At 69.0% G+C, this 18,435-nt stretch carries 16 protein-coding genes; 13 read left to right on the top strand and 3 right to left on the bottom strand.

What is annotated here, in order from left to right; translation table 11 throughout:
• Positions 1-126: 126 nt before the first annotated feature.
• The 3 genes from ACYUED_RS39010 (at position 127) to ACYUED_RS39000 (ending at position 2,695) form a co-directional block, all read left to right on the top strand.
• The gene (locus ACYUED_RS39010) at positions 127-1,704 is read left to right on the top strand and encodes an alpha/beta hydrolase (protein WP_491289134.1); all 1,578 of its coding nucleotides are present in this window, start codon (positions 127-129) and stop codon (positions 1,702-1,704) included.
• Positions 1,705-1,766: 62 nt separating this feature from the next.
• Positions 1,767-2,165: a RidA family protein gene (locus ACYUED_RS39005; protein WP_491289133.1), complete on the top strand. Its 399-nt coding sequence runs from the start codon at positions 1,767-1,769 to the stop codon at positions 2,163-2,165.
• Positions 2,162-2,695: a GNAT family N-acetyltransferase gene (locus ACYUED_RS39000; RefSeq protein ID WP_491289132.1), complete on the top strand. Its 534-nt coding sequence runs from the start codon at positions 2,162-2,164 to the stop codon at positions 2,693-2,695. The genes ACYUED_RS39005 and ACYUED_RS39000 overlap by 4 nt, the downstream gene beginning before the upstream one ends.
• A 42-nt stretch (positions 2,696-2,737) precedes the next feature.
• On the opposite strand, the gene ACYUED_RS38995 is transcribed toward ACYUED_RS39000, so the two are convergent.
• A complete protein-coding gene (locus tag ACYUED_RS38995) occupies positions 2,738-3,313 on the bottom strand; it encodes an adenylosuccinate lyase (RefSeq protein ID WP_491289131.1) in 576 nt (191 codons plus the stop codon).
• Between the two features lie 414 nt (positions 3,314-3,727).
• Here ACYUED_RS38995 and ACYUED_RS38990 point away from each other — a divergent pair, with 414 nt between their 5' ends.
• The 9 genes from ACYUED_RS38990 (at position 3,728) to pssA (ending at position 14,709) form a co-directional block, all read left to right on the top strand.
• Complete coding sequence (locus ACYUED_RS38990; RefSeq protein WP_491289130.1) at positions 3,728-5,533, top strand: 3-hydroxyacyl-CoA dehydrogenase family protein; 1,806 nt, start codon at positions 3,728-3,730, stop codon at positions 5,531-5,533.
• 160 nt (positions 5,534-5,693) lie between these two features.
• On the top strand, positions 5,694-6,509 hold the full coding sequence (locus ACYUED_RS38985; protein ID WP_491289129.1) for a TetR family transcriptional regulator: 816 nt from the start codon (positions 5,694-5,696) through the stop codon (positions 6,507-6,509).
• A 417-nt stretch (positions 6,510-6,926) separates the two neighbouring features.
• Positions 6,927-8,264 (top strand): crotonyl-CoA carboxylase/reductase, encoded by a 1,338-nt coding sequence (ccrA, locus tag ACYUED_RS38980; protein WP_266525841.1) that lies wholly within the window; start codon positions 6,927-6,929, stop codon positions 8,262-8,264.
• 17 nt (positions 8,265-8,281) lie between these two features.
• Complete coding sequence (locus ACYUED_RS38975; RefSeq protein WP_491289128.1) at positions 8,282-10,330, top strand: protein meaA; 2,049 nt, start codon at positions 8,282-8,284, stop codon at positions 10,328-10,330.
• Complete coding sequence (locus tag ACYUED_RS38970) at positions 10,327-11,298, top strand: HpcH/HpaI aldolase/citrate lyase family protein (protein WP_491289127.1); 972 nt, start codon at positions 10,327-10,329, stop codon at positions 11,296-11,298. The genes ACYUED_RS38975 and ACYUED_RS38970 overlap by 4 nt, the downstream gene beginning before the upstream one ends.
• Positions 11,299-11,313: 15 nt before the next feature.
• Positions 11,314-11,826 carry a MaoC family dehydratase gene (locus ACYUED_RS38965; RefSeq protein WP_491289126.1) on the top strand — a complete coding sequence of 171 codons (513 nt, stop codon included), beginning with the start codon at positions 11,314-11,316 and terminating at the stop codon, positions 11,824-11,826.
• Between the two features lie 3 nt (positions 11,827-11,829).
• Positions 11,830-13,044: an acyl-CoA dehydrogenase family protein gene (locus ACYUED_RS38960; protein ID WP_491289125.1), complete on the top strand. Its 1,215-nt coding sequence runs from the start codon at positions 11,830-11,832 to the stop codon at positions 13,042-13,044.
• A 170-nt stretch (positions 13,045-13,214) separates the two neighbouring features.
• The gene (locus ACYUED_RS38955) at positions 13,215-13,871 is read left to right on the top strand and encodes a phosphatidylserine decarboxylase (RefSeq protein WP_491294631.1); all 657 of its coding nucleotides are present in this window, start codon (positions 13,215-13,217) and stop codon (positions 13,869-13,871) included.
• A 22-nt stretch (positions 13,872-13,893) separates the two neighbouring features.
• Positions 13,894-14,709, top strand: a complete 816-nt coding sequence (gene pssA / locus ACYUED_RS38950; protein WP_266525837.1) for a CDP-diacylglycerol--serine O-phosphatidyltransferase — start codon at positions 13,894-13,896, stop codon at positions 14,707-14,709.
• Positions 14,710-14,998: 289 nt separating this feature from the next.
• Here pssA and ACYUED_RS38945 read toward each other — a convergent pair whose 3' ends face one another.
• On the bottom strand, positions 14,999-16,117 hold the full coding sequence (locus ACYUED_RS38945) for a glycerate kinase (protein WP_491294629.1): 1,119 nt from the start codon (positions 16,115-16,117) through the stop codon (positions 14,999-15,001).
• A gap of 191 nt (positions 16,118-16,308) precedes the next feature.
• Here ACYUED_RS38945 and ACYUED_RS38940 point away from each other — a divergent pair, with 191 nt between their 5' ends.
• Entirely contained in the window at positions 16,309-17,382 is a 1,074-nt protein-coding gene (locus ACYUED_RS38940) for an ADP-ribosylglycohydrolase family protein (RefSeq protein WP_491289124.1), read from the top strand.
• Between the two features lie 11 nt (positions 17,383-17,393).
• On the opposite strand, the gene ACYUED_RS38935 is transcribed toward ACYUED_RS38940, so the two are convergent.
• Entirely contained in the window at positions 17,394-18,359 is a 966-nt protein-coding gene (locus tag ACYUED_RS38935) for a helix-turn-helix transcriptional regulator (RefSeq protein ID WP_491289123.1), read from the bottom strand.
• Positions 18,360-18,435 lie beyond the last annotated feature (76 nt).

Raw genomic sequence — 18,435 nt, 5'->3', positions numbered from 1 at the left:
GCGCATCCGGCAGCCCAATCGGGTCAAGTCTTGCCGGAACGAGTTCTTCCGGGGCTGCTTTCCCGGGACGATGCGGCGAGGACCGTGACACTCGCGGCCCGAAACCCTCCGTCCTGGGAGGACTCCATGAGAAAACGCGCAGCCGTGCTGTGCGGCGCCGCTGTCGTCGTGGCCGGGACCTTCACGGCCCTCCCCGCCGACGCGAACACCGCACAGACCCCGCACGCAGTCCCCGCCGCGAAACTCACCTGGAAGAACTGCGCCACCAGCAACTATCCGGCGCTGCAGTGCGCGTCGCTCAAGGTGCCGCTCGACCACCGGAACCCGCAGGGGAGGCAGATCACGCTCGCGCTCTCGCGGGTGCAGCACACCGCGACGAAGAGCCAGGGACCCCTGCTGGTCAATCCCGGTGGTCCGGGTGGCAGCGGCCTCACGCTCGCCGGATTCGTCGCGTCCTCGCTGCCCAAGACGGTCGCGGCCCAGTACGACGTCATCGGCTTCGACCCGCGCGGGGTGGGCAAGAGCTCACCCGCCCTCGACTGCAGGCCGGGCCACTTCAACCCGGTGCGCCCCGACTCCGTGCCGAGCACGCCGGCCATCGAGAAGGCCAACCTCCGGCGCGCCCAGTCCTTCGCCGCCGCCTGCGGCCAGAAGTACGCGCGACTGCTGCCGTACATCAACACGATCCAGGCCGTGCAGGACTTGGACTCCATCCGTGCGGCCCTGGGCGCCGAGAGGACCAGCTACTTCGGCTACTCGTACGGCACCTACCTCGGCGCCGTCTACGCCAAGCTCTTCCCGCAGCGCGTGAAGCGCCTGGTCCTGGACTCGATCGTCGACCCCACCGGCGTGTGGTACGACGACAACATCGGGCAGGACTACGCCTTCGACGCCCGCCAGAAGGCCCTGATGGCCTGGATCGCCAAGTACAACTCGACGTACAGGCTCGGCACCGACCCGGCCAGGATCGCGGCCAAGTGGTACGCGATGCGGGCGGCGCTCGCCAAGAAGCCGGCCGGCGGCAAGGTGGGAGCCTCCGAACTGGAGGACACCTTCATCCCCGGCGGTTACTACAACGGCTACTGGCCCTACCTGGCCGAGGCGTTCGCGGCGTACGTGAACGACAAGAACCCCGACCCGCTGGTCGAGACCTACGAGAACTTCGCGGCCGTCGACGCGTCCGGGGACAACGGCTACAGCGTCTACACCTCGGTGCAGTGCCGTGACGCCTCCTGGCCGCGCGACTGGAACCAGTGGCGCAAGGACAACTGGGCGGTGTACGACAAGGCGCCGTTCATGGCGTGGAACAACGCCTGGTACAACGCGCCGTGTGCCTACTGGCCGACGGACACACTGAAGCCGGTGCACATCGCCAACGACAAGCTGCCGCCGACGCTGCTGTTCCAGGCGACCAACGACGCGGCCACCCCGTACCAGGGCGGCGTGACGGTCCACCGCCTGCTGGCCCGGTCGAGCCTCGTGGTCGAGCAGGGCGGCGGGAACCACGGCATCACGCTGAGCGGGAACGCCTGCCTGGACAAGTACCTCGCGAACTACCTGTCCACCGGCACGGTGCCGCGCGGCGGCGGCAAGGTCGACGCGGTCTGCCCCAAGGTGCCCGATCCCACACCGCTGAGCACGAAGGCGGCATCGAAGTCCGCCGGCGGCTCGGAGCTGCACGGCATCCTGGGCTTCCGCGGCTGACGCACCTGCCGGGCAGAGGTCCCGTCGGGGGCGTTGTCACACCCATGGTCCACGATGGACGCATGAGTGAGCTGACCAGGATTCCCGCCCCCGACGGGGTCTTTCCCGCCGCCCAGTACAGCCACGTCGTCATGGGCACCGGCCGTTTCGTCGCGATCGCCGGCCAGCTCGCGCTGGACGAGGGCGGCAGGATCGTCGGCGAGGGCGACCCCGAGGCCCAGGCCCGCCAGGTCTTCGAGAACCTCCGCCGCTGCCTGGCCGCCGCCGGCGCGGGCTTCGACGACGTCGTCAAACTCACCTATTTCGTCACGGACATGGCCCACCTGCCCGCCATCCGCACGGCCCGCACCATCCATCTGCGCGACGACCGCCTCCCCGCCTCCTCGGCCGTGCAGGTCGCCGCGCTGGTCCGGCCCGAGTTCCTGATGGAGATCGAGGCGTTCGCGGTCGTGGGCGGATGAGCGGTCCGCAGATCCGGGAGATGACGCTCGCCGACTGCGACCGCGTGGCCGAGATCCGCGTCGGCGGCTGGCAGAGCGCGTACCGGGGGCTGGTCCCGCAGTCGTACCTCGACGCGATGAGCGTGCCGGAGGACGCCGAGCGTCGCCGCACCCGTTTCCTGGAGGGCGCGGGAAGCGGCGGCACCGTGGTGAACCTGGTCGCCGTGACGGACGGCGAGATCATCGGCTGGGCCTGCCACGGCCCGTACCGGGACGGCGAAGTGCACACCGAGGACGCCGAGTTGTACGCGATCTACGTGGATCCGGACCGATACGGCGCGCGAGCGGGGCAGGCCCTGATCGAGGAGTCGCTACGACGGTGCACGGCCGCCGGGCACCCGCGCGTGTACCTCTGGGTCCTCGAGGAGAACGTGCGAGCCCGCCACTTCTACGAACGGTCGGGGTTCCGCGCGGACGGCACGGAGGAACCCTTCGAGGTGGACGGCGTCATGGTGCCCGAGGTGCGGTACGTGCGGGAGTTGACGCGCTGACGTCTGCGCTCAACGGGCCGGGCACCCCGCCGGCGGCATGCGTCACCTCTGCTTCGGGATCCGCGCCAGCGCCCGTACCGCCGCCTCCGCCAGTGCGGGGTGGGCCAGGGCCTCGTTGAGTACGGGCTGGGCGCGGGAGTCCTCCAGGCTGCCGAGCCCCTCCACGCAGGCGAGGGCCACGCGCCGGTACGGGTCGTGCGGGCGCAGTCTCCGCTCCAGGGTGGTGATCAGCGCCGGCACGGACTCGGGGGCGCGCAACTCGGCCAGGAGCCGCACCGGGTGGAGGGCGTAGGCGACACGGAGTTCGTTGGTGGCGAGGGCGGCGGCCGCGCGGGCGGTGCGCGGGTCGTCGAGGCGGGCGAGGGCGTACGCGGCGGAGGCGCAGCGCTGTGGATCACGGTGGTTGAGGAACAGGACGAGGGACTCGAAGGCACGCCGGTCGCCCGCGAGCCCCAGCCGGAACGCGGCCAGCTCCCTGGCCCACATCGGCTGCCCGGGTTCGGTGAGCACCCGTGCCAGCTCGTCGGGATCCCCGGTCGCCACGAGACGGTCGTACGCGGCGGCCGTTCCCGACTCCGTACGTAAACGCTCCGTGAGTGATCGCAACTCTTCGTCCATGTCACCGAGATTAGAGGGGCCGTCGACCTCTCGGGACGTACATCACAAACACTTACAAGGACAAGGACTAGCGCGCTCGTTACCCGCCGGTTAAGCTCAGAAGAGCGAGTTACCCACTCGCACACCTGCTGACGACGGCCTGGTGACGCAGCCGTTGTGAGAGCAGTCGGTTCGGTACCTCACGTACCGCAGCACGACCCGGCCACGGGACAGGGCCGGTCGGATCTCCACATCTCCACCGTTCGCCCAAGGCGTGTGCACGCCCATGGCGACGGCACCGGGCGTGTGCGCATGCAGCCCGGCAACACCCGCACTCATTCACGCACCCGGTGCGCCATGGTCCGGCTTCGACGGGCCTGTCTCGGCGCACCCGGGCGCGCTCCCAGTCGTCACCCTCATTCCTGGAGTCCCGCGATGGCCACTCCCCTGTCCCACACCTCTTCCTCCACGCTCACGACCGTTGCCGTCGTCGGCCTCGGCACCATGGGCACCGGTATCACCGAGGTCCTCGCCAAGGCCGGCCTCAAGGTCGTCGGCATCGACGTCAGCGAAGCCGCGACCGCCAAGGCGCTCGCCACCCTGGAGGCCGCCACCGCCCGAGCAGTGGAGCGGGGCCGGCTCACCGAGCAGGAGCGCGCCGACGCCCTCGCCCGCGTCCGCACCTCCACCGACCTGCGGGACGCGGCCGACGCCGACCTCGTCATCGAGGTGGCTCCGGAGTCGTACGAGATCAAGCACCAGATCTTCCGCGAACTCGACGGCATCGTGCGCCCGGAGACGATCCTGGCGACCGGCACCAACGCCCTGTCCGTGACCCGCCTGGCCGCCGACTCGGCCCGCCCGGAGCGCGTGCTCGGCCTGCACTTCTTCAACCCGGCCCCGGCGATGAAGCTCGTCGAGGTCGTCTCGTCCGTGCTGACCGCGCCGACGGCCGTCACCGCCGTCACCAACCTCGCCCTGGACCTCGGCAAGGAGCCCGTCGCGGTCGGCGACCGGCCCGGATTCGTCGCCGACGGGCTGCTGTTCGGCTACCTCAACCAGGCCGCGGCGATGTACGAGGCCAAGTACGCCTCCCGCGAGGACATCGACGCCGCGATGCGGCTCGGCTGCGGTCTGCCGATGGGCCCCCTCGCCCTGCTCGACCTGATCGGCATCGACACGGCCCGTACGGTCCTGGAGGCCATGTACGCCGAGTCCCACGACCGGCTGCACGCCCCCGCCCCGATCCTCAAGCAGCTCAGCGAGGCGGGCCTGACGGGCCGTAAGTCGGGCCGCGGCTTCTACACGTACGAGGCTCCGGGCAGCGCCACCGTCGTGCGGGACGCGCTGACGCCTCCGGAGGGCGACGCACTCACCCCGGGCCGCGAGGTCCGCTCGGTCGGTGTCGCCGGCTCCGGCACCATGGCGTCCGGTATCGCCGAGGTCTTCGCCAAGGCCGGGTACGAGGTCGTCCTCGCCGCGCGCAGCGAGGAGAAGGCACAGGTCGCCAAGGCCCGTATCGGCAAGTCGCTCTCGCGCTCCGTCGACAAGGGGCGGATGACCGCCGAGGCCGCCGCGCAGACCCTGGACCGGATCACCGCGGCCGGTTCCTACGAGTCCTTCGCCGAGGTCGACCTGGCCGTCGAGGCGGTGGCCGAGGACCTGGAGATCAAGCAGCAGCTGTTCGCGACGCTGGACAAGGTCTGCAAGCCGGGCGCCGTCCTGGCCACCACGACCTCCTCGCTGCCCGTCGTCGCCTGCGCCCGCGCCACCTCGCGTCCGCAGGACGTGATCGGCATGCACTTCTTCAACCCGGCGCCGGCGATGAAGCTGGTCGAGGTCGTCCGTACGGTGTTGACCGCCGACGACGTCCACTCGACGGTCCGCGAGGTGTGTGGACGGATCAAGAAGCACGCGGTCGACTGTGGAGACCGTGCGGGCTTCATCGTGAACGCCCTGCTTTTCCCGTACCTCAACAACGCGATCAAGATGGTGCAGGAACACTATGCATCTCTTGACGACATTGACGCGGCGATGAAGCTGGGCGGCGGTTACCCGATGGGCCCCTTCGAGCTCCTGGACGTCGTCGGGCTCGACGTCTCCCTCGCGATCGAGAAGGTCCTGCACCGCGAGTTCCGCGATCCGGGCCTGGCGCCCGCGCCGCTCCTGGAGCACCTGGTGGCCGCGGGCTGCCTCGGCCGCAAGACAGGCCGTGGCTTCCGCGAATATGCCCGGCGCTGAGCGCGACGGCGACTGGTTCGGAGGCGAGACGGACTGGGGCGGGCTGCTCGATCCGGGCAGTCATCCCCCGGTCCAAGGACTCGGCGTTCCCCCGCCCGCACAGGGCGGGGGAACCCCGGTACAGGCGCAACAAGCTGCGCACATGCAGTACGTTCGGGTCATGTCCCAGCCCGCCAAGTCCTCACGTACACCAGCTACGCCCGACGCGCCGGAAAGTGCCGCAGGCAGTCGCGCGGCCGCCCAGCGGCTCAAGATGCGCCGCGAGCTGGCGGCCGCGGCGATGGAGCTGTTCGCGACCAAGGGGTACGAGGCGACCACCGTCGACGAGATCGCGGCCGCGGCCGGGGTCGCGCGCCGCACCTTCTTCCGCCACTTCCGCTCCAAGGAAGAGGCGATCTTCCCCGACCACGACGACACCTTGATCCGTGCGGAGGCCGTGCTCAACGCGGCCCCCCCGCACGAGCACCCGCTCGACACGGTGTGCCGCGGCATCAAGGAAGTCATGCGGATGTACGCGGCCCGGCCGGAGATCTCGGTCGCCCGCTACAAGCTGACCCGTGAGGTGCCCACCCTGCGCGAGGCGGAGATCGCGTCGGTGGCCCGCTACGAGCGGCTCTTCACCCGCTACCTGCTCGGCCACTTCGACGAGCACGCGCACGACGACGACGCCAACGACGACCCGCTGCTGGCGGAGGTCGCCGCGTCCGCCGTCGTCACGGCCCACAACCACGTCCTGCGGCGCTGGCTGCGGGCCGGCGGGCAGGGGGACGTGGAGGCGCAGCTGGACCATGCCTTCGCCATCGTGCGCAAGACGTTCGGGACGGGTATCGGGGCCGGCCGTTCGACGGCGCCGAAGACGGCGGCCGCGCCCGCGACGGTGTCCGCCCACGGCGAGGTACTGGTCACCGTCGCCCGTACCGACGCCCCGCTGGACGAGGTCATGCGGACCATCGAGGAGGCGCTCAAGGTCCGCTGAGGCGTTCCGTCGAGCTGTGACGGCGGCCACCCTTCGGGGTGGCCGTTTTGGCATGTCGGAGCCCCTTTTCAGGCAACTTTCACGCCCCGTTCGATCGATCATCGCTCATTTGTTACGTAAAGATTTCACCTGAGAGCAATCTCTGGCACTCAGTGCCTTGCAGGGTGACACGCGGTGTCATACGTTGAAGGAGTCCGGGCGGCCGGCGTGCAGCGACCTTTCGTACGCCGGCTGTCCCCGCAAGCTCACGGCCTGCGCGCCCGGACGCCTGCGTCACAGGCAACCTCCCGCGCCACAAAGCGCCGCCGAACAGCATCACAGCCGAACCGACGGCACCTCCCAAAACCCTCAGCAGCACCGACGTAACCCTCAGCGTCTCCCCTCAAGACGCCATTCGCCGGAGGCAACACCGTGACCGTGAAGGACATCCTGGACGCGATCCAGTCGCCGGACTCGACGCCGGCCGACTTCGCCGCTCTGCCGCTCCCCGAGTCGTACCGTGCGATCACCGTGCACAAGGACGAGACGGAGATGTTCGCGGGTCTGGAGACCCGCGACAAGGACCCGCGCAAGTCGATCCACCTCGACGAGGTGGCGCTGCCCGAGCTCGGCCCGGGCGAGGCCCTGGTGGCCGTGATGGCCTCCTCGGTCAACTACAACTCGGTCTGGACCTCGATCTTCGAGCCGCTGTCGACCTTCGGGTTCCTGGAGCGCTACGGCAAGCTCTCCGAGCTGACCAAGCGCCACGACCTGCCGTACCACATCATCGGCTCCGACCTCGCGGGCGTCGTCCTGCGCACCGGACCGGGTGTGAACGCCTGGCACCCCGGTGACGAGGTCGTCGCGCACTGCCTGAGCGTGGAGCTGGAGAGCTCGGACGGGCACAACGACACGATGCTCGACCCCGAGCAGCGCATCTGGGGCTTCGAGACCAACTTCGGCGGCCTCGCCGAGGTCGCGCTCGTCAAGTCCAACCAGCTGATGCCGAAGCCGGACCACCTCTCGTGGGAGGAGGCGGCGGCCCCCGGGCTCGTCAACTCCACCGCCTACCGCCAGCTGGTCTCCCGCAACGGCGCCGGCATGAAGCAGGGCGACAACGTCCTGATCTGGGGCGCGAGCGGCGGACTCGGCTCGTACGCGACGCAGTTCGCGCTGGCCGGCGGCGCCACGCCGATCTGTGTCGTCTCCAGCCCGGAGAAGGCGGACATCTGCCGGGCGATGGGCGCCGAGGCGGTCATCGACCGCAACGCCGAGGGCTACAAGTTCTGGAAGAACGAGCACGAGCAGGACCCTCGGGAGTGGAAGCGCTTCGGCAAGCGCATCCGCGAGCTGACCGGCGGCGAGGACGTCGACATCGTCTTCGAGCACCCCGGCCGCGAGACGTTCGGCGCCTCGGTCTACGTCACCCGCAAGGGCGGCACGATCGTCACCTGCGCCTCGACGTCGGGCTTCAACCACGAGTACGACAACCGCTACCTGTGGATGTCCCTGAAGCGGATCATCGGCTCGCACTTCGCCAACTACCGCGAGGCCTGGGAGGCCAACCGGCTCATCGCGAAGGGCAAGATCCACCCGACGCTGTCGAAGGTCTACTCCCTGGAGGAGACCGGGCAGGCCGCGTACGACGTGCACCGCAACCTCCACCAGGGCAAGGTCGGCGTGCTGTGCCTCGCTCCCGAGGAGGGTCTCGGCGTGCGCGACGAGGAGATGCGCGCCAAGCACCTCGACGCCATCAACCGCTTCCGCAACATCTGAGACACCCGGGGTCATAGATGACTGAGCGTCAGAACGCCGACGGGGCAAGGGAGAAGGACCGGCCGTGGCTCATGCGCACGTACGCAGGTCACTCCACGGCCGAGGCGTCCAACGAGCTGTACCGGCGCAACCTCGCCAAGGGACAGACCGGCCTGTCGGTCGCGTTCGACCTGCCGACGCAGACCGGATACGACTCCGACCACATCCTCGCCCGCGGCGAGGTCGGCCGGGTCGGCGTGCCGATCGCGCACCTCGGTGACATGCGCAGGCTGTTCCAGGACATCCCCCTGGAGCAGATGAACACCTCGATGACGATCAACGCCACCGCCATGTGGCTGCTGGCGCTCTACCAGGTCGTCGCCGAGGAGCAGGGTGCGGACATCACCAAGCTCCAGGGCACGACCCAGAACGACATCGTCAAGGAGTACCTGTCGCGGGGGACGCACGTCTTCCCGCCGGGTCCTTCCCTCCGTCTGACGACGGACATGATCGCGTACACGGTCTCCCACATCCCGAAGTGGAACCCGATCAACATCTGCAGCTACCACCTGCAGGAGGCGGGCGCCACACCGGTCCAGGAGATCGCGTACGCGATGTCGACGGCGATCGCGGTCCTGGACGCCGTCCGGGACTCCGGCCAGGTGCCCGCCGAGAAGTTCGGTGACGTCGTCGCGCGCATCTCCTTCTTCGTGAACGCCGGCGTCCGGTTCGTCGAGGAGATGTGCAAGATGCGCGCCTTCGGCCGTATCTGGGACAAGGTCACCCGCGAGCGGTACGGCATCGAGAACGCCAAGCAGCGCCGTTTCCGGTACGGCGTCCAGGTCAACTCCCTCGGACTGACCGAGGCGCAGCCGGAGAACAACATCCAGCGGATCGTGCTGGAGATGCTGGCCGTGACCCTGTCGAAGGACGCACGCGCGCGTGCCGTGCAGCTGCCCGCCTGGAACGAGGCGCTGGGTCTGCCCCGCCCCTGGGACCAGCAGTGGTCACTGCGCATGCAACAGGTCTTGGCGTACGAGAGCGACCTGCTGGAGTACGCGGACATCTTCGAGGGCTCGCACGTCGTCGAGGCGAAGGTCGCGAAGCTGGTCGAGGAGTCCCTCGCCGAGATCGACCGGATCCAGGGGATGGGCGGCGCGATGGCCGCCGTCGAGTCCGGGTACCTCAAGTCGCAGCTCGTCTCCTCGCACGCCGAGCGGCGGGCTCGTATTGAGTCCGGTCAAGAGAAGATCGTGGGCGTCAACATCTTCGAGACGACCGAGCCCAATCCATTGACCGCCGATCTCGATACAGCCATCCAGACAGTTGATCCAGCTGTCGAGGCCCGTGTCATCGGCTCGCTGCAGAACTGGCGGGAGACCCGCTACCAGCCGCCCTTCAACCACCCGCGCCCGTGCAAGGCACTGGAGAAGCTGAAGGAAGCGGCCAAGGGCACCGGCAACCTCATGGAGGCCACCCTGGAATGCGCCCGTGCGGGTGCCACGACCGGTGAGTGGGCCGGGGCCCTGCGCGAGGTGTTCGGTGAGTTCCGCGCGCCGACGGGTGTCTCGTCCGCGCCGGTGGCGGTCCCCGCCGAGGAGGGCTCGGCCATGTCCGAGGTCCGCCGCAAGGTCGACCTGACCGCCAAGGACCTCGGTGTCGGCAATCTCCGCTTCCTGGTGGGCAAGCCGGGCCTGGACGGCCACTCCAATGGCGCCGAGCAGATCGCCGTACGGGCCCGTGACGCCGGCTTCGAGGTGGTCTACCAGGGCATCCGCCTGACCCCCGAGCAGATCGTGGACGCCGCCCTCGCGGAGGACGTGCACGCGGTCGGCCTGTCGATCCTCTCCGGATCGCACGCCCAGCTGGTCCCTGACGTGCTGGAACGGCTTCGTGTGGCCGGTGCCACAGATATACCGGTGATCGCCGGTGGCATCATCCCGAATGGTGACGCCGAACAGCTTCGGGCCGCCGGAGTGGCCGCGGTCTTCACCCCGAAGGACTTCGACATCACCGGAATCATCGGCCGCATCGTCGACGAGATCCGGAAAGCGAACAAGCTCGACCCCCTGGAGGTCCCCGCATGACCACGCCCGCCCCCGTGAACCGGCTTCGTCCGCGACGCTCCTGCCTCGCGGTCCCCGGGAGCAACCCCCGCTTCCTGGAGAAGGCACAGGGACTCCCCGCCGACCAGGTCTTCCTCGACCTCGAGGACGCGTGCGCGCCGCTCGCCAAGCCCGAGGCGCGGCACACCATCGTCACGTTCCTCAACGAGGGTGACTGGACGGGCAAGACGCGGGTCGTGCGCGTCAACGACTGGACGACCGAGTGGACGTACCGCGATGTCGTCACGGTCGTCGAGGGGGCCGGCCAGAACCTCGACTGCATCATGCTGCCGAAGGTGCAGACCGCCCAGCAGGTCGTCGCCCTCGACCTCCTGCTGACCCAGATCGAGAAGACCATGGGCTTCGAGGTCGGCAAGATCGGCATCGAGGCGCAGATCGAGAACGCCCAGGGCCTCAACAACGTCAATGAGATCGCGACGGCCTCCCCGCGCGTCGAGACGATCATCTTCGGCCCGGCCGACTTCATGGCGTCGATCAACATGAAGTCGCTGGTCGTGGGCGAGCAGCCGCCCGGCTACCCGGCGGACGCCTACCACTACATCCTGATGAAGATCCTGATGGCCGCGCGCGCCAACAACCTCCAGGCCATCGACGGCCCCTACCTCCAGATCCGCAACATCGACGGCTACCGTGAGGTCGCCGGCCGTGCCGCGGCTCTCGGTTTCGACGGCAAGTGGGTGCTGCACCCGGGCCAGGTCGAGGCGTCCAACGAGATCTTCTCGCCCTCGCAGGAGGACTACGACCACGCCGAGCTGATCCTGGACGCGTACGACTACTACACGTCCGAGGCGGGTGGCAAGAAGGGCTCCGCGATGCTCGGCGACGAGATGATCGACGAGGCCAGCCGCAAGATGGCCCTGGTCATCTCCGGCAAGGGACGCGCCGCCGGTATGCAGCGCACCAGCAAGTTCGAGACCCCCGACAACTGAGGAGCCCTGAGCGCGATGCAGTTCGGACGCACCTATGAGGAGTTCGAGGTCGGGGCGACGTACAAGCACTGGCCCGGCAAGACGGTCACGGAGTACGACGACCACCTGTTCTGTCTCCTCACCATGAACCACCACCCGCTCCACATGGACACCAACTATGCGGAGAAGACGACGGACTTCGGCAAGAACGTCGTCGTCGGGAACTACATCTACTCCCTGCTGCTCGGCATGTCCGTCCCGGACGTCTCCGGCAAGGCGATCGCGAACCTGGAGATCGAGTCGCTCAAGCACGTGGCGCCAACCTTCCACGGCGACACGATCTACGGCCAGACGACCGTGCTCGACAAGTGGCCGTCGAAGTCGAAGAACGACCGCGGCATCGTCCACGTCGAGACCAAGGGCTACAAGCAGGACGGCACGCTGGTCTGCGTGTTCCGCCGCAAGGTGATGGTGCCGACCGAGACGTACATCAAGGAGCGCGGCGGCGAGCAGCCCGGCCGCCCCGAGCTCAAGTCGCAGGAGAAGTAAGCCATGGCCCGTCTCGCCCAGACCGCCGGTCTGACCGACATCCAGCAGGAGATCCTCTCCACCGTCCGCGACTTCGTGGACAAGGAGATCATCCCGGTCGCCACCGGGCTGGAGCACCGCGACGAGTACCCGCAGCAGATCGTCGACGGCCTCAAGGAGTTGGGCCTGTTCGGTCTCATGATCCCGGAGGAGTACGGGGGCCTGGGCGAGTCGCTCCTCACCTACGCCCTCTGCGTCGAGGAGATCGCCCGCGGCTGGATGTCGGTGTCCGGCATCATCAACACCCACTTCATCGTGGCGTACATGCTCAAGCAGCACGGCACGCAGGAGCAGAAGGACCACTTCCTGCCGCGTATGGCGGCCGGCGACATCCGCGGCGCCTTCTCCATGTCGGAGCCGGGCCTCGGCTCGGACGTGTCGGCCATCACCTCGAAGGCGGTGAAGGACGGCGACGAGTACGTCCTCAACGGCCAGAAGATGTGGCTGACGAACGGCGGCACGTCGTCCCTGGTGGCCGTTCTGGTCCGAAGTGACGAAGGACACTCTCCTGAAGAGGCAGCCGCCAAGCCCCACAAGTCGATGACGACCTTCCTGATCGAGAAGGAGCCCGGCTTCGGAGAGGTCCGCCCCGGCCTCACCATCCCCGGGAAGATCGACAAGATGGGGTACAAGGGTGTCGACACCACCGAGCTGATCATGGATGGCCTGCGCATTCCGGCCGACCGCGTGCTCGGCGGCGTCACCGGCCGAGGTTTTTACCAAATGATGGACGGGGTCGAGGTCGGCCGCGTCAACGTGGCGGCGCGTGGCTGCGGAGTCGCTCAGCGTGCCTTCGAGCTCGGCGTGCAGTACGCCCAGCAGCGTCACACGTTCGGCAAGCCGATCGCCCAGCACCAGGCCATCCAGTTCAAGCTGGCCGAGATGGCCACCAAGGTCGAGGCCGCCCATGCGATGATGGTGAACGCGGCACGCAAAAAGGATTCAGGCGAACGAAACGACCTTGAGGCCGGTATGGCGAAGTACCTCGCCTCCGAGTACTGCAAGGAGGTCGTGGAGGACGCCTTCCGGATCCACGGCGGCTACGGCTTCTCCAAGGAGTACGAGATCGAGCGCCTCTACCGCGAGGCCCCGATGCTGCTGATCGGTGAAGGCACCGCCGAGATCCAGAAAATGATCATTGGTCGCAGGCTGCTCGAAGAGTATCGATTCCAGGGCTAGATGTCCGGTTACGGGGTGTTTTCTTGGAGAAGGAGATCACACCCCGTCAACAATCCTCGGTCTCCGACTCGGCTTCCTGGCTTGCCCAGTTGTGGCCCGCGACCGGTACCATCCCGGGAAAGCCGCCGTCCCCCGTTACAGCGCGGCATCATCCGCTACGAAGGTCATCCATGCCCCACAGCCAAACCTCTGCACCACGCGACAGCCTGGCAGGCGTACGTCTTGCGCGCGGAGCATCGCCGTGGCTTCTCCCGACCGTCGCCACCGCAGCCCTCAGCCTGGCCCGTGCGCGCCGCTCCGGCGCCGCCAAGGCCGTGGCCGTGCCCGCCACCGCGCTCGCGGCGGGCATGCTGTGGTTCTTCCGCGACCCCGAGCGCGAGATCGCCCAGGGCCGGGTCATCTCGCCCGCCGACGGTGTGGTGCAGAGCATCATGCCGTGGAAGGGCGGCCGCACCCGCGTCGCGATCTTCATGAGCCCGCTCAACGTCCACGTCAACCGCGCGCCGCTCTCGGGGACGGTGACGTCGGTCGAGCACATTCCCGGCGGGTTCGTTCCGGCCTTCAACAAGGAGAGCGAGAACAACGAGCGCGTAGTCTGGCATTTCGACACCGAACTCGGCGACATCGAGATGATCCAGATCGCCGGCGCCGTGGCCCGCCGCATCGTCCCCTACATCCCGCAGGGCACGAAGGTGGAGCAGGGTGACCGCATCGGGCTGATCCGCTTCGGCTCGCGCGTCGACATCTACCTGCCCGAGGGCGTGGAGGTCGCGGTCGAGGTCGGTCAGAAGACCGTGGCTGGGGTGACTCGCATTGACCGTGATTGATCCTGAGACCCAGGCGGGCTGGGTGCCCGAGGCCGACGAGGTGGACGAAGAGGAGGAGATGCCCCTCTCTCTCCGCCTCTCAATCGCGGACACCCTCACCCTCGGCAACGCGACGTGCGGCTTCATGGCGGTGTACTTCACCACCACCGGGATCCTGATCCCGCACCTCACGGGCGACCAGGAGACCGGCATGGCCCGCCACAGTGCGGCCACCGCGGTGATCCTGATGCTGTGTGCGGCGGTCTTCGACCTGTTCGACGGACTGGTGGCACGCAAGCTCCGTTCCTCCCCCATGGGCGCGGAACTGGACAACCTCTCGGACCTGATCAGCTTCGGCCTGGCGCCGGCGTACTTCGTCCTCGTGTACGGCATGGTCGCGGACGACGCGCACCAGAGAGTGGCTGCGGTCGGGGCAATCGTGGTGCTCCTGGCCGTCGTACTGCGCCTGGCGCGCTTCTCGTGCGTGACCGTCCCGAACGGCATGTTCCAGGGCATGCCCTCGCCGTTCGGTGCGCTGACGGTCGTCTCGATCGTGCTGCTGGAGCTGCCCTTCGTGGCGACGCTGCTGGCGATTCTGGGCACGGCCTGGCTGATGGTGAGCCGGGTCGAGTACCCGAAGCCGCGCGGTCGCCTCGCGGTGGCGATGCTGTCCTGGATCGTCGTGTCGATGGGCCTGCTGGCGGCCTGGGCCTTCGACGCCCCCAGCGGGCAGCTGCTCCTTCAGACGGGCTGCGCGCTGCAGCTGGTCACGGGCGCGGTGATCCCCCTGTTCGCCACGGCTCGCCGGGTGAACAACTTCCGCGACAACCGTCGTGAGGCGCGGGCGGCTCAGCCGTAGCACTGCGTTGGCTTGGGCCCCGGACCCGGTTGGGTTCGGGGCCCTTCGCTTTTCTCTCACCCGGCGTTTCGCCGACCGTCCCTGGGGCTGCGCCCCAGACCCCCCTCGGCCCTGCGGCCTCGTCCTCAAACGCCGGACGGGCTGGGTGTGGCTGAGCTGAATTCAGCCCTCCGGGGGCTGGTGTGGCTGAGCTGAATATCAGCCCCTCCGGCGTTTGAGGAGCGGGGGTCCGGGGGCCGGCCCCCGGGATGGGACGGATAGGGGCGGCGAGGACGAGAGAAGCCCGGCCTCAGCTCAGGAAGTCCCGCGCGATCTGTTCCGCCACCCGCTCCAGGATCGGCCCCGCATCCGAGATGCACGTCGCCACATCCGGCTCGACCGACGTCAACGGGTACGCCCGACGGATTCCCGCCCGCCCCAACGCCTCCGGCGGCAGCGCGAGCCGACCACACACCGCGACGACCTCCTTGTCCGCGGCGCGCGCGGCAGCGGCGACTCCCGCGGGGGCCTTGCCGTGCAGGGTCTGCTCGTCCAGGGAGCCCTCGCCCGTGATCACCAGTTCCGCCCACTCCAGTGCCGGCGCGAAGCCGAGCACCTCGAGCATCACCTCGATGCCGGGACGGAAGCGGGCCCCGAGGAGGAGGGCGCCGTAGCCGATGCCGCCCGCAGCGCCCGCGCCCGGCGACGCGGCGTTCTCCACCGCCTTCGCGCCGACCGCTTCCTCCAGGACCTTCGCGTAGTGCGCGAGGGCCGCGTCCAGGGCCGACACGTCGTCCGCGGAGGCGCCCTTCTGCGGACCGTAGACGGCCGGCGCGCCCTTCGGACCGGTCAGCGGGTTGTCGACGTCGCTCGCCAGCACCAGCTCGACGGAGCCGAGGCGCGGGTCCAGGCCCGACAGGTCGGCGGAGGCGAGCTCGCTCAGACCGCCGCCGCCCGGGGGAACCGGCTCCCCGTCCGCGTCCAGGAACCGCGCGCCGAGCGCGGACAGCATTCCGGCGCCGCCATCGGTGGTCGCACTGCCGCCGACCCCGAAGACGATGGTCCGCGCGCCCGCGTCCAGCGCGGCCCGCAGCAGTTCCCCTGAGCCGTACGTGGACGCCGTGAGGGGTGCGAAGACGCCGGCCGGAAGCGTCTGCAGGCCGCTCGCCTCCGCCATCTCCACGACCGCCGTGCCGCCGCGCAGCGCGAACGCCGCCGTCACCTCGTCTCCGAGCGGTCCCGCGACCCGCACCTCGCGCCGCTCGAAGCCGGCCGCGACCGCCGCGTCCACCGTTCCGTCGCCGCCGTCGGCCACGGGCAGGGCCTCCACCTGGGCATCCGGTACGACGTTGCGCAGCCCGGCCGTCACCCGCTCGGCGACCTGCACGGCCGTCAGCGACCCCTTGAACTTGTCCGCGGCGATGAGCACGCGCTGTGTCACCTGTTTCCCCTTGCTCTCCGGGCCTCACGCATGTCAAGGCCAGTCGCGCCGCTGTGACCTTAACCGGAGGACGCCCCCGCCGCCATGCACCGACCGGAGCCTGGGACGCCGCCGGGCGCCTGCTGTGCACCCTTGCCGAACCCCGCGCAGGCGACGCCGGAATTGGGTAGACCGGAGCTATGACCCCTGTGGGCACAGAGCCAGAGCTCGCCGACCGCGTCCTCGGGGGCTGGCTGGGCCGGATCGCGGGCAACATGCTCGGCAAGCCGGTCGAGCAGGGCGACCTGTGGACGCGGGACCGCATCGACCGCTACCTGCGGCAGGCCGCCGCCCTGCCCCTGACCGACTACCTCCCCGAGCCCGCCGACGAGAGCGACGGCTTCGAGCTGCGCCCCGAATGGCGCCAGTGCGTGCGCGGCCGTATCCACGGCAGCTGCCGCGACGACGACGTCGACTACGCGATCCTCGGCCTGGACCTCCTGGAGACCCACGGCTTCACTTTCAGCACCGAGCAGGTCGGCGACCTGTGGCTGCTGCGGCTGCCGTATCGGCAGACCTTCACCGCGGAGCGGGCCACGTACCGCAACCTCGCCAACGGGCTCAAGCCGCCGCTGACGGCCACGTACGACAACCCCTACCAGGAGTGGATCGGCGCCCTGATCCGCGCCGACATCTACGGCTGGACCTGCCCGGGGCTCCCGCGCCGCGCCGCCTCCCTGGCCCGGCGGGACGCGGTGCTGTCCCATACCGGCAACGGCGTGTACGGCGCGATGTGGGCGGCGGCGCTGATCGCGGCCGCCTTCACGGCGCCGACGGTGCGGTACGCGGTGGACCAGGCGCTGGCCGTCATCCCGGCCGGCTGCCGGCTCGCCCGGACCGTACGCCGGGTCGTCTCGCTCCACGACACCCGGATGACGTGGGAGGACACGCTCACCACGGTCGCCGAGGAGACCGCGGGGCTCGGCTGGATCCACACCGTCCCGAACGCCGCGGTCCTCACCGCCGGGCTGCTGTACGGCGACGGCGACTTCACCCGCACCATCACCCTCACCGTCCGCGGCGGCCTGGACACCGACTCCAACGGCGCGACGGCGGGCTCGGTGGCCGGCGTACTGACCGGCGCGGACGCGATCCCGGCGCAGTGGACCCAGCCGCTGGAGGACACCGTCCGCAGCGCGGTGTTCGGCTTCGACGGGGCACGGATCAGCGAGCTGGCGGAGCGGACGGTACAGCTCGCGGAGGCCGAGCCCTGACTGTTTGCGGGTCAGGACGTTGGTGACGGCGCATAGTGGTGGGCAAGATGGGTGGCGAGGTCGCGAAGGTGAGCCCTGGCTTCGGTGGGGCCGTGCACAGTGATGGCGCTCCCGAACGGCAGTAGTGCTCGCACGTCCTCCAGATGCAGGAAGCGGATGGTGACCTTGCGGCCGGTGGCGGATTCTTCATGGTCGTCCCGGACGAGTCGTAGGCCAAAGATCCGTTGCGCTCGCTCGATCTGGGTCTGGTCGATGGTGGCGCTGACCTCTATCGCGTGGTTGTCTTCCCACTGAGCAATGAGCGCCGCAGCGACGGTGGCCAGGGTCTGGCTCTCGCGGATCCGTCGTGGCTGGGTGACTTCTTTCCACGCCGTGATCCGTTCGAGTCGGTACATCCGTGGCACTCGGGCGCAATCGGCGACGAGGTACCAGATGCCGGCCTTGGCGAACAGCCCGTAGGGATCCACGACCAGGTCGCGTGGGCCTGACTCGCGCTGGCTGTCGTACTCGATCCGTAGCCGGCGACCTCGCCGCACTGCGCCGATCAGCGAAGCCGGAGTCGTGCCGGAAGTTCGTGCCTGACGCCAGGGACGGCTGTCCACGTGCACCACGTCGGTGAGCGGCAGGAGCTCATGAAGTCGACGTGGCTGTGCAGCGGCGATCTTGGAGAGCGCGCGCCGGCTTTCGACCGATGCGTCGAGCTCCGCGCGTTGCTTCTCATCCAGCCCGGTGAGCGACAGATGGTCACGCTCGCCCGGTGTGAGTCGCGTGAGGTCGAGTCCGGATCCGGGCAGCATGGTGACGCCTCCGAGGCGGCCCCGGTGTGCGGTCACCGGCAGACCGGCGTCGCGGAGCCAGTTCAGATCTCGGGTGATGGTTCGAAGGGACACCCCGAGCGCTGAGGCGAGTTCCTGTGTGGTCACGGCATCCCTCGAGGTGAGGAGCAGCATCAGGGTGAAGAAGCGGTCTGGGGTCACACACCAATTTTTTCAGGAATTGCGACACGATGCGGCGCATATCCCGTTCAGGCTGGTGGATGCGTACCGACCACCT

The sequence above is a fragment of the Streptomyces sp. DF42 genome (assembly GCF_058267695.1).
This window is presented reverse-complemented; position numbering and strand designations above follow the sequence as displayed.

Bases quoted from the DNA above. Each gene is read 5' to 3' on its own strand.
- ACYUED_RS38965 (WP_491289126.1), top strand. From the start codon at position 11,314: ATGCAGTTCGGACGCACCTATGAGGAGTTCGAGGTCGGGGCGACGTAC.
- ACYUED_RS38960 (WP_491289125.1), top strand. From the start codon at position 11,830: ATGGCCCGTCTCGCCCAGACCGCCGGTCTGACCGACATCCAGCAGGAG.
- ACYUED_RS38970 (WP_491289127.1), top strand. From the start codon at position 10,327: ATGACCACGCCCGCCCCCGTGAACCGGCTTCGTCCGCGACGCTCCTGC.
- ACYUED_RS38985 (WP_491289129.1), top strand. From the start codon at position 5,694: ATGTCCCAGCCCGCCAAGTCCTCACGTACACCAGCTACGCCCGACGCG.
- ACYUED_RS39005 (WP_491289133.1), top strand. From the start codon at position 1,767: ATGAGTGAGCTGACCAGGATTCCCGCCCCCGACGGGGTCTTTCCCGCC.
- ACYUED_RS38955 (WP_491294631.1), top strand. From the start codon at position 13,215: ATGCCCCACAGCCAAACCTCTGCACCACGCGACAGCCTGGCAGGCGTA.
- ACYUED_RS38990 (WP_491289130.1), top strand. From the start codon at position 3,728: ATGGCCACTCCCCTGTCCCACACCTCTTCCTCCACGCTCACGACCGTT.
- ACYUED_RS38995 (WP_491289131.1), bottom strand. From the start codon at position 3,313: ATGGACGAAGAGTTGCGATCACTCACGGAGCGTTTACGTACGGAGTCG.
- ACYUED_RS38940 (WP_491289124.1), top strand. From the start codon at position 16,309: ATGACCCCTGTGGGCACAGAGCCAGAGCTCGCCGACCGCGTCCTCGGG.
- ACYUED_RS38975 (WP_491289128.1), top strand. From the start codon at position 8,282: ATGACTGAGCGTCAGAACGCCGACGGGGCAAGGGAGAAGGACCGGCCG.
- ACYUED_RS39000 (WP_491289132.1), top strand. From the start codon at position 2,162: ATGAGCGGTCCGCAGATCCGGGAGATGACGCTCGCCGACTGCGACCGC.
- ACYUED_RS39010 (WP_491289134.1), top strand. From the start codon at position 127: ATGAGAAAACGCGCAGCCGTGCTGTGCGGCGCCGCTGTCGTCGTGGCC.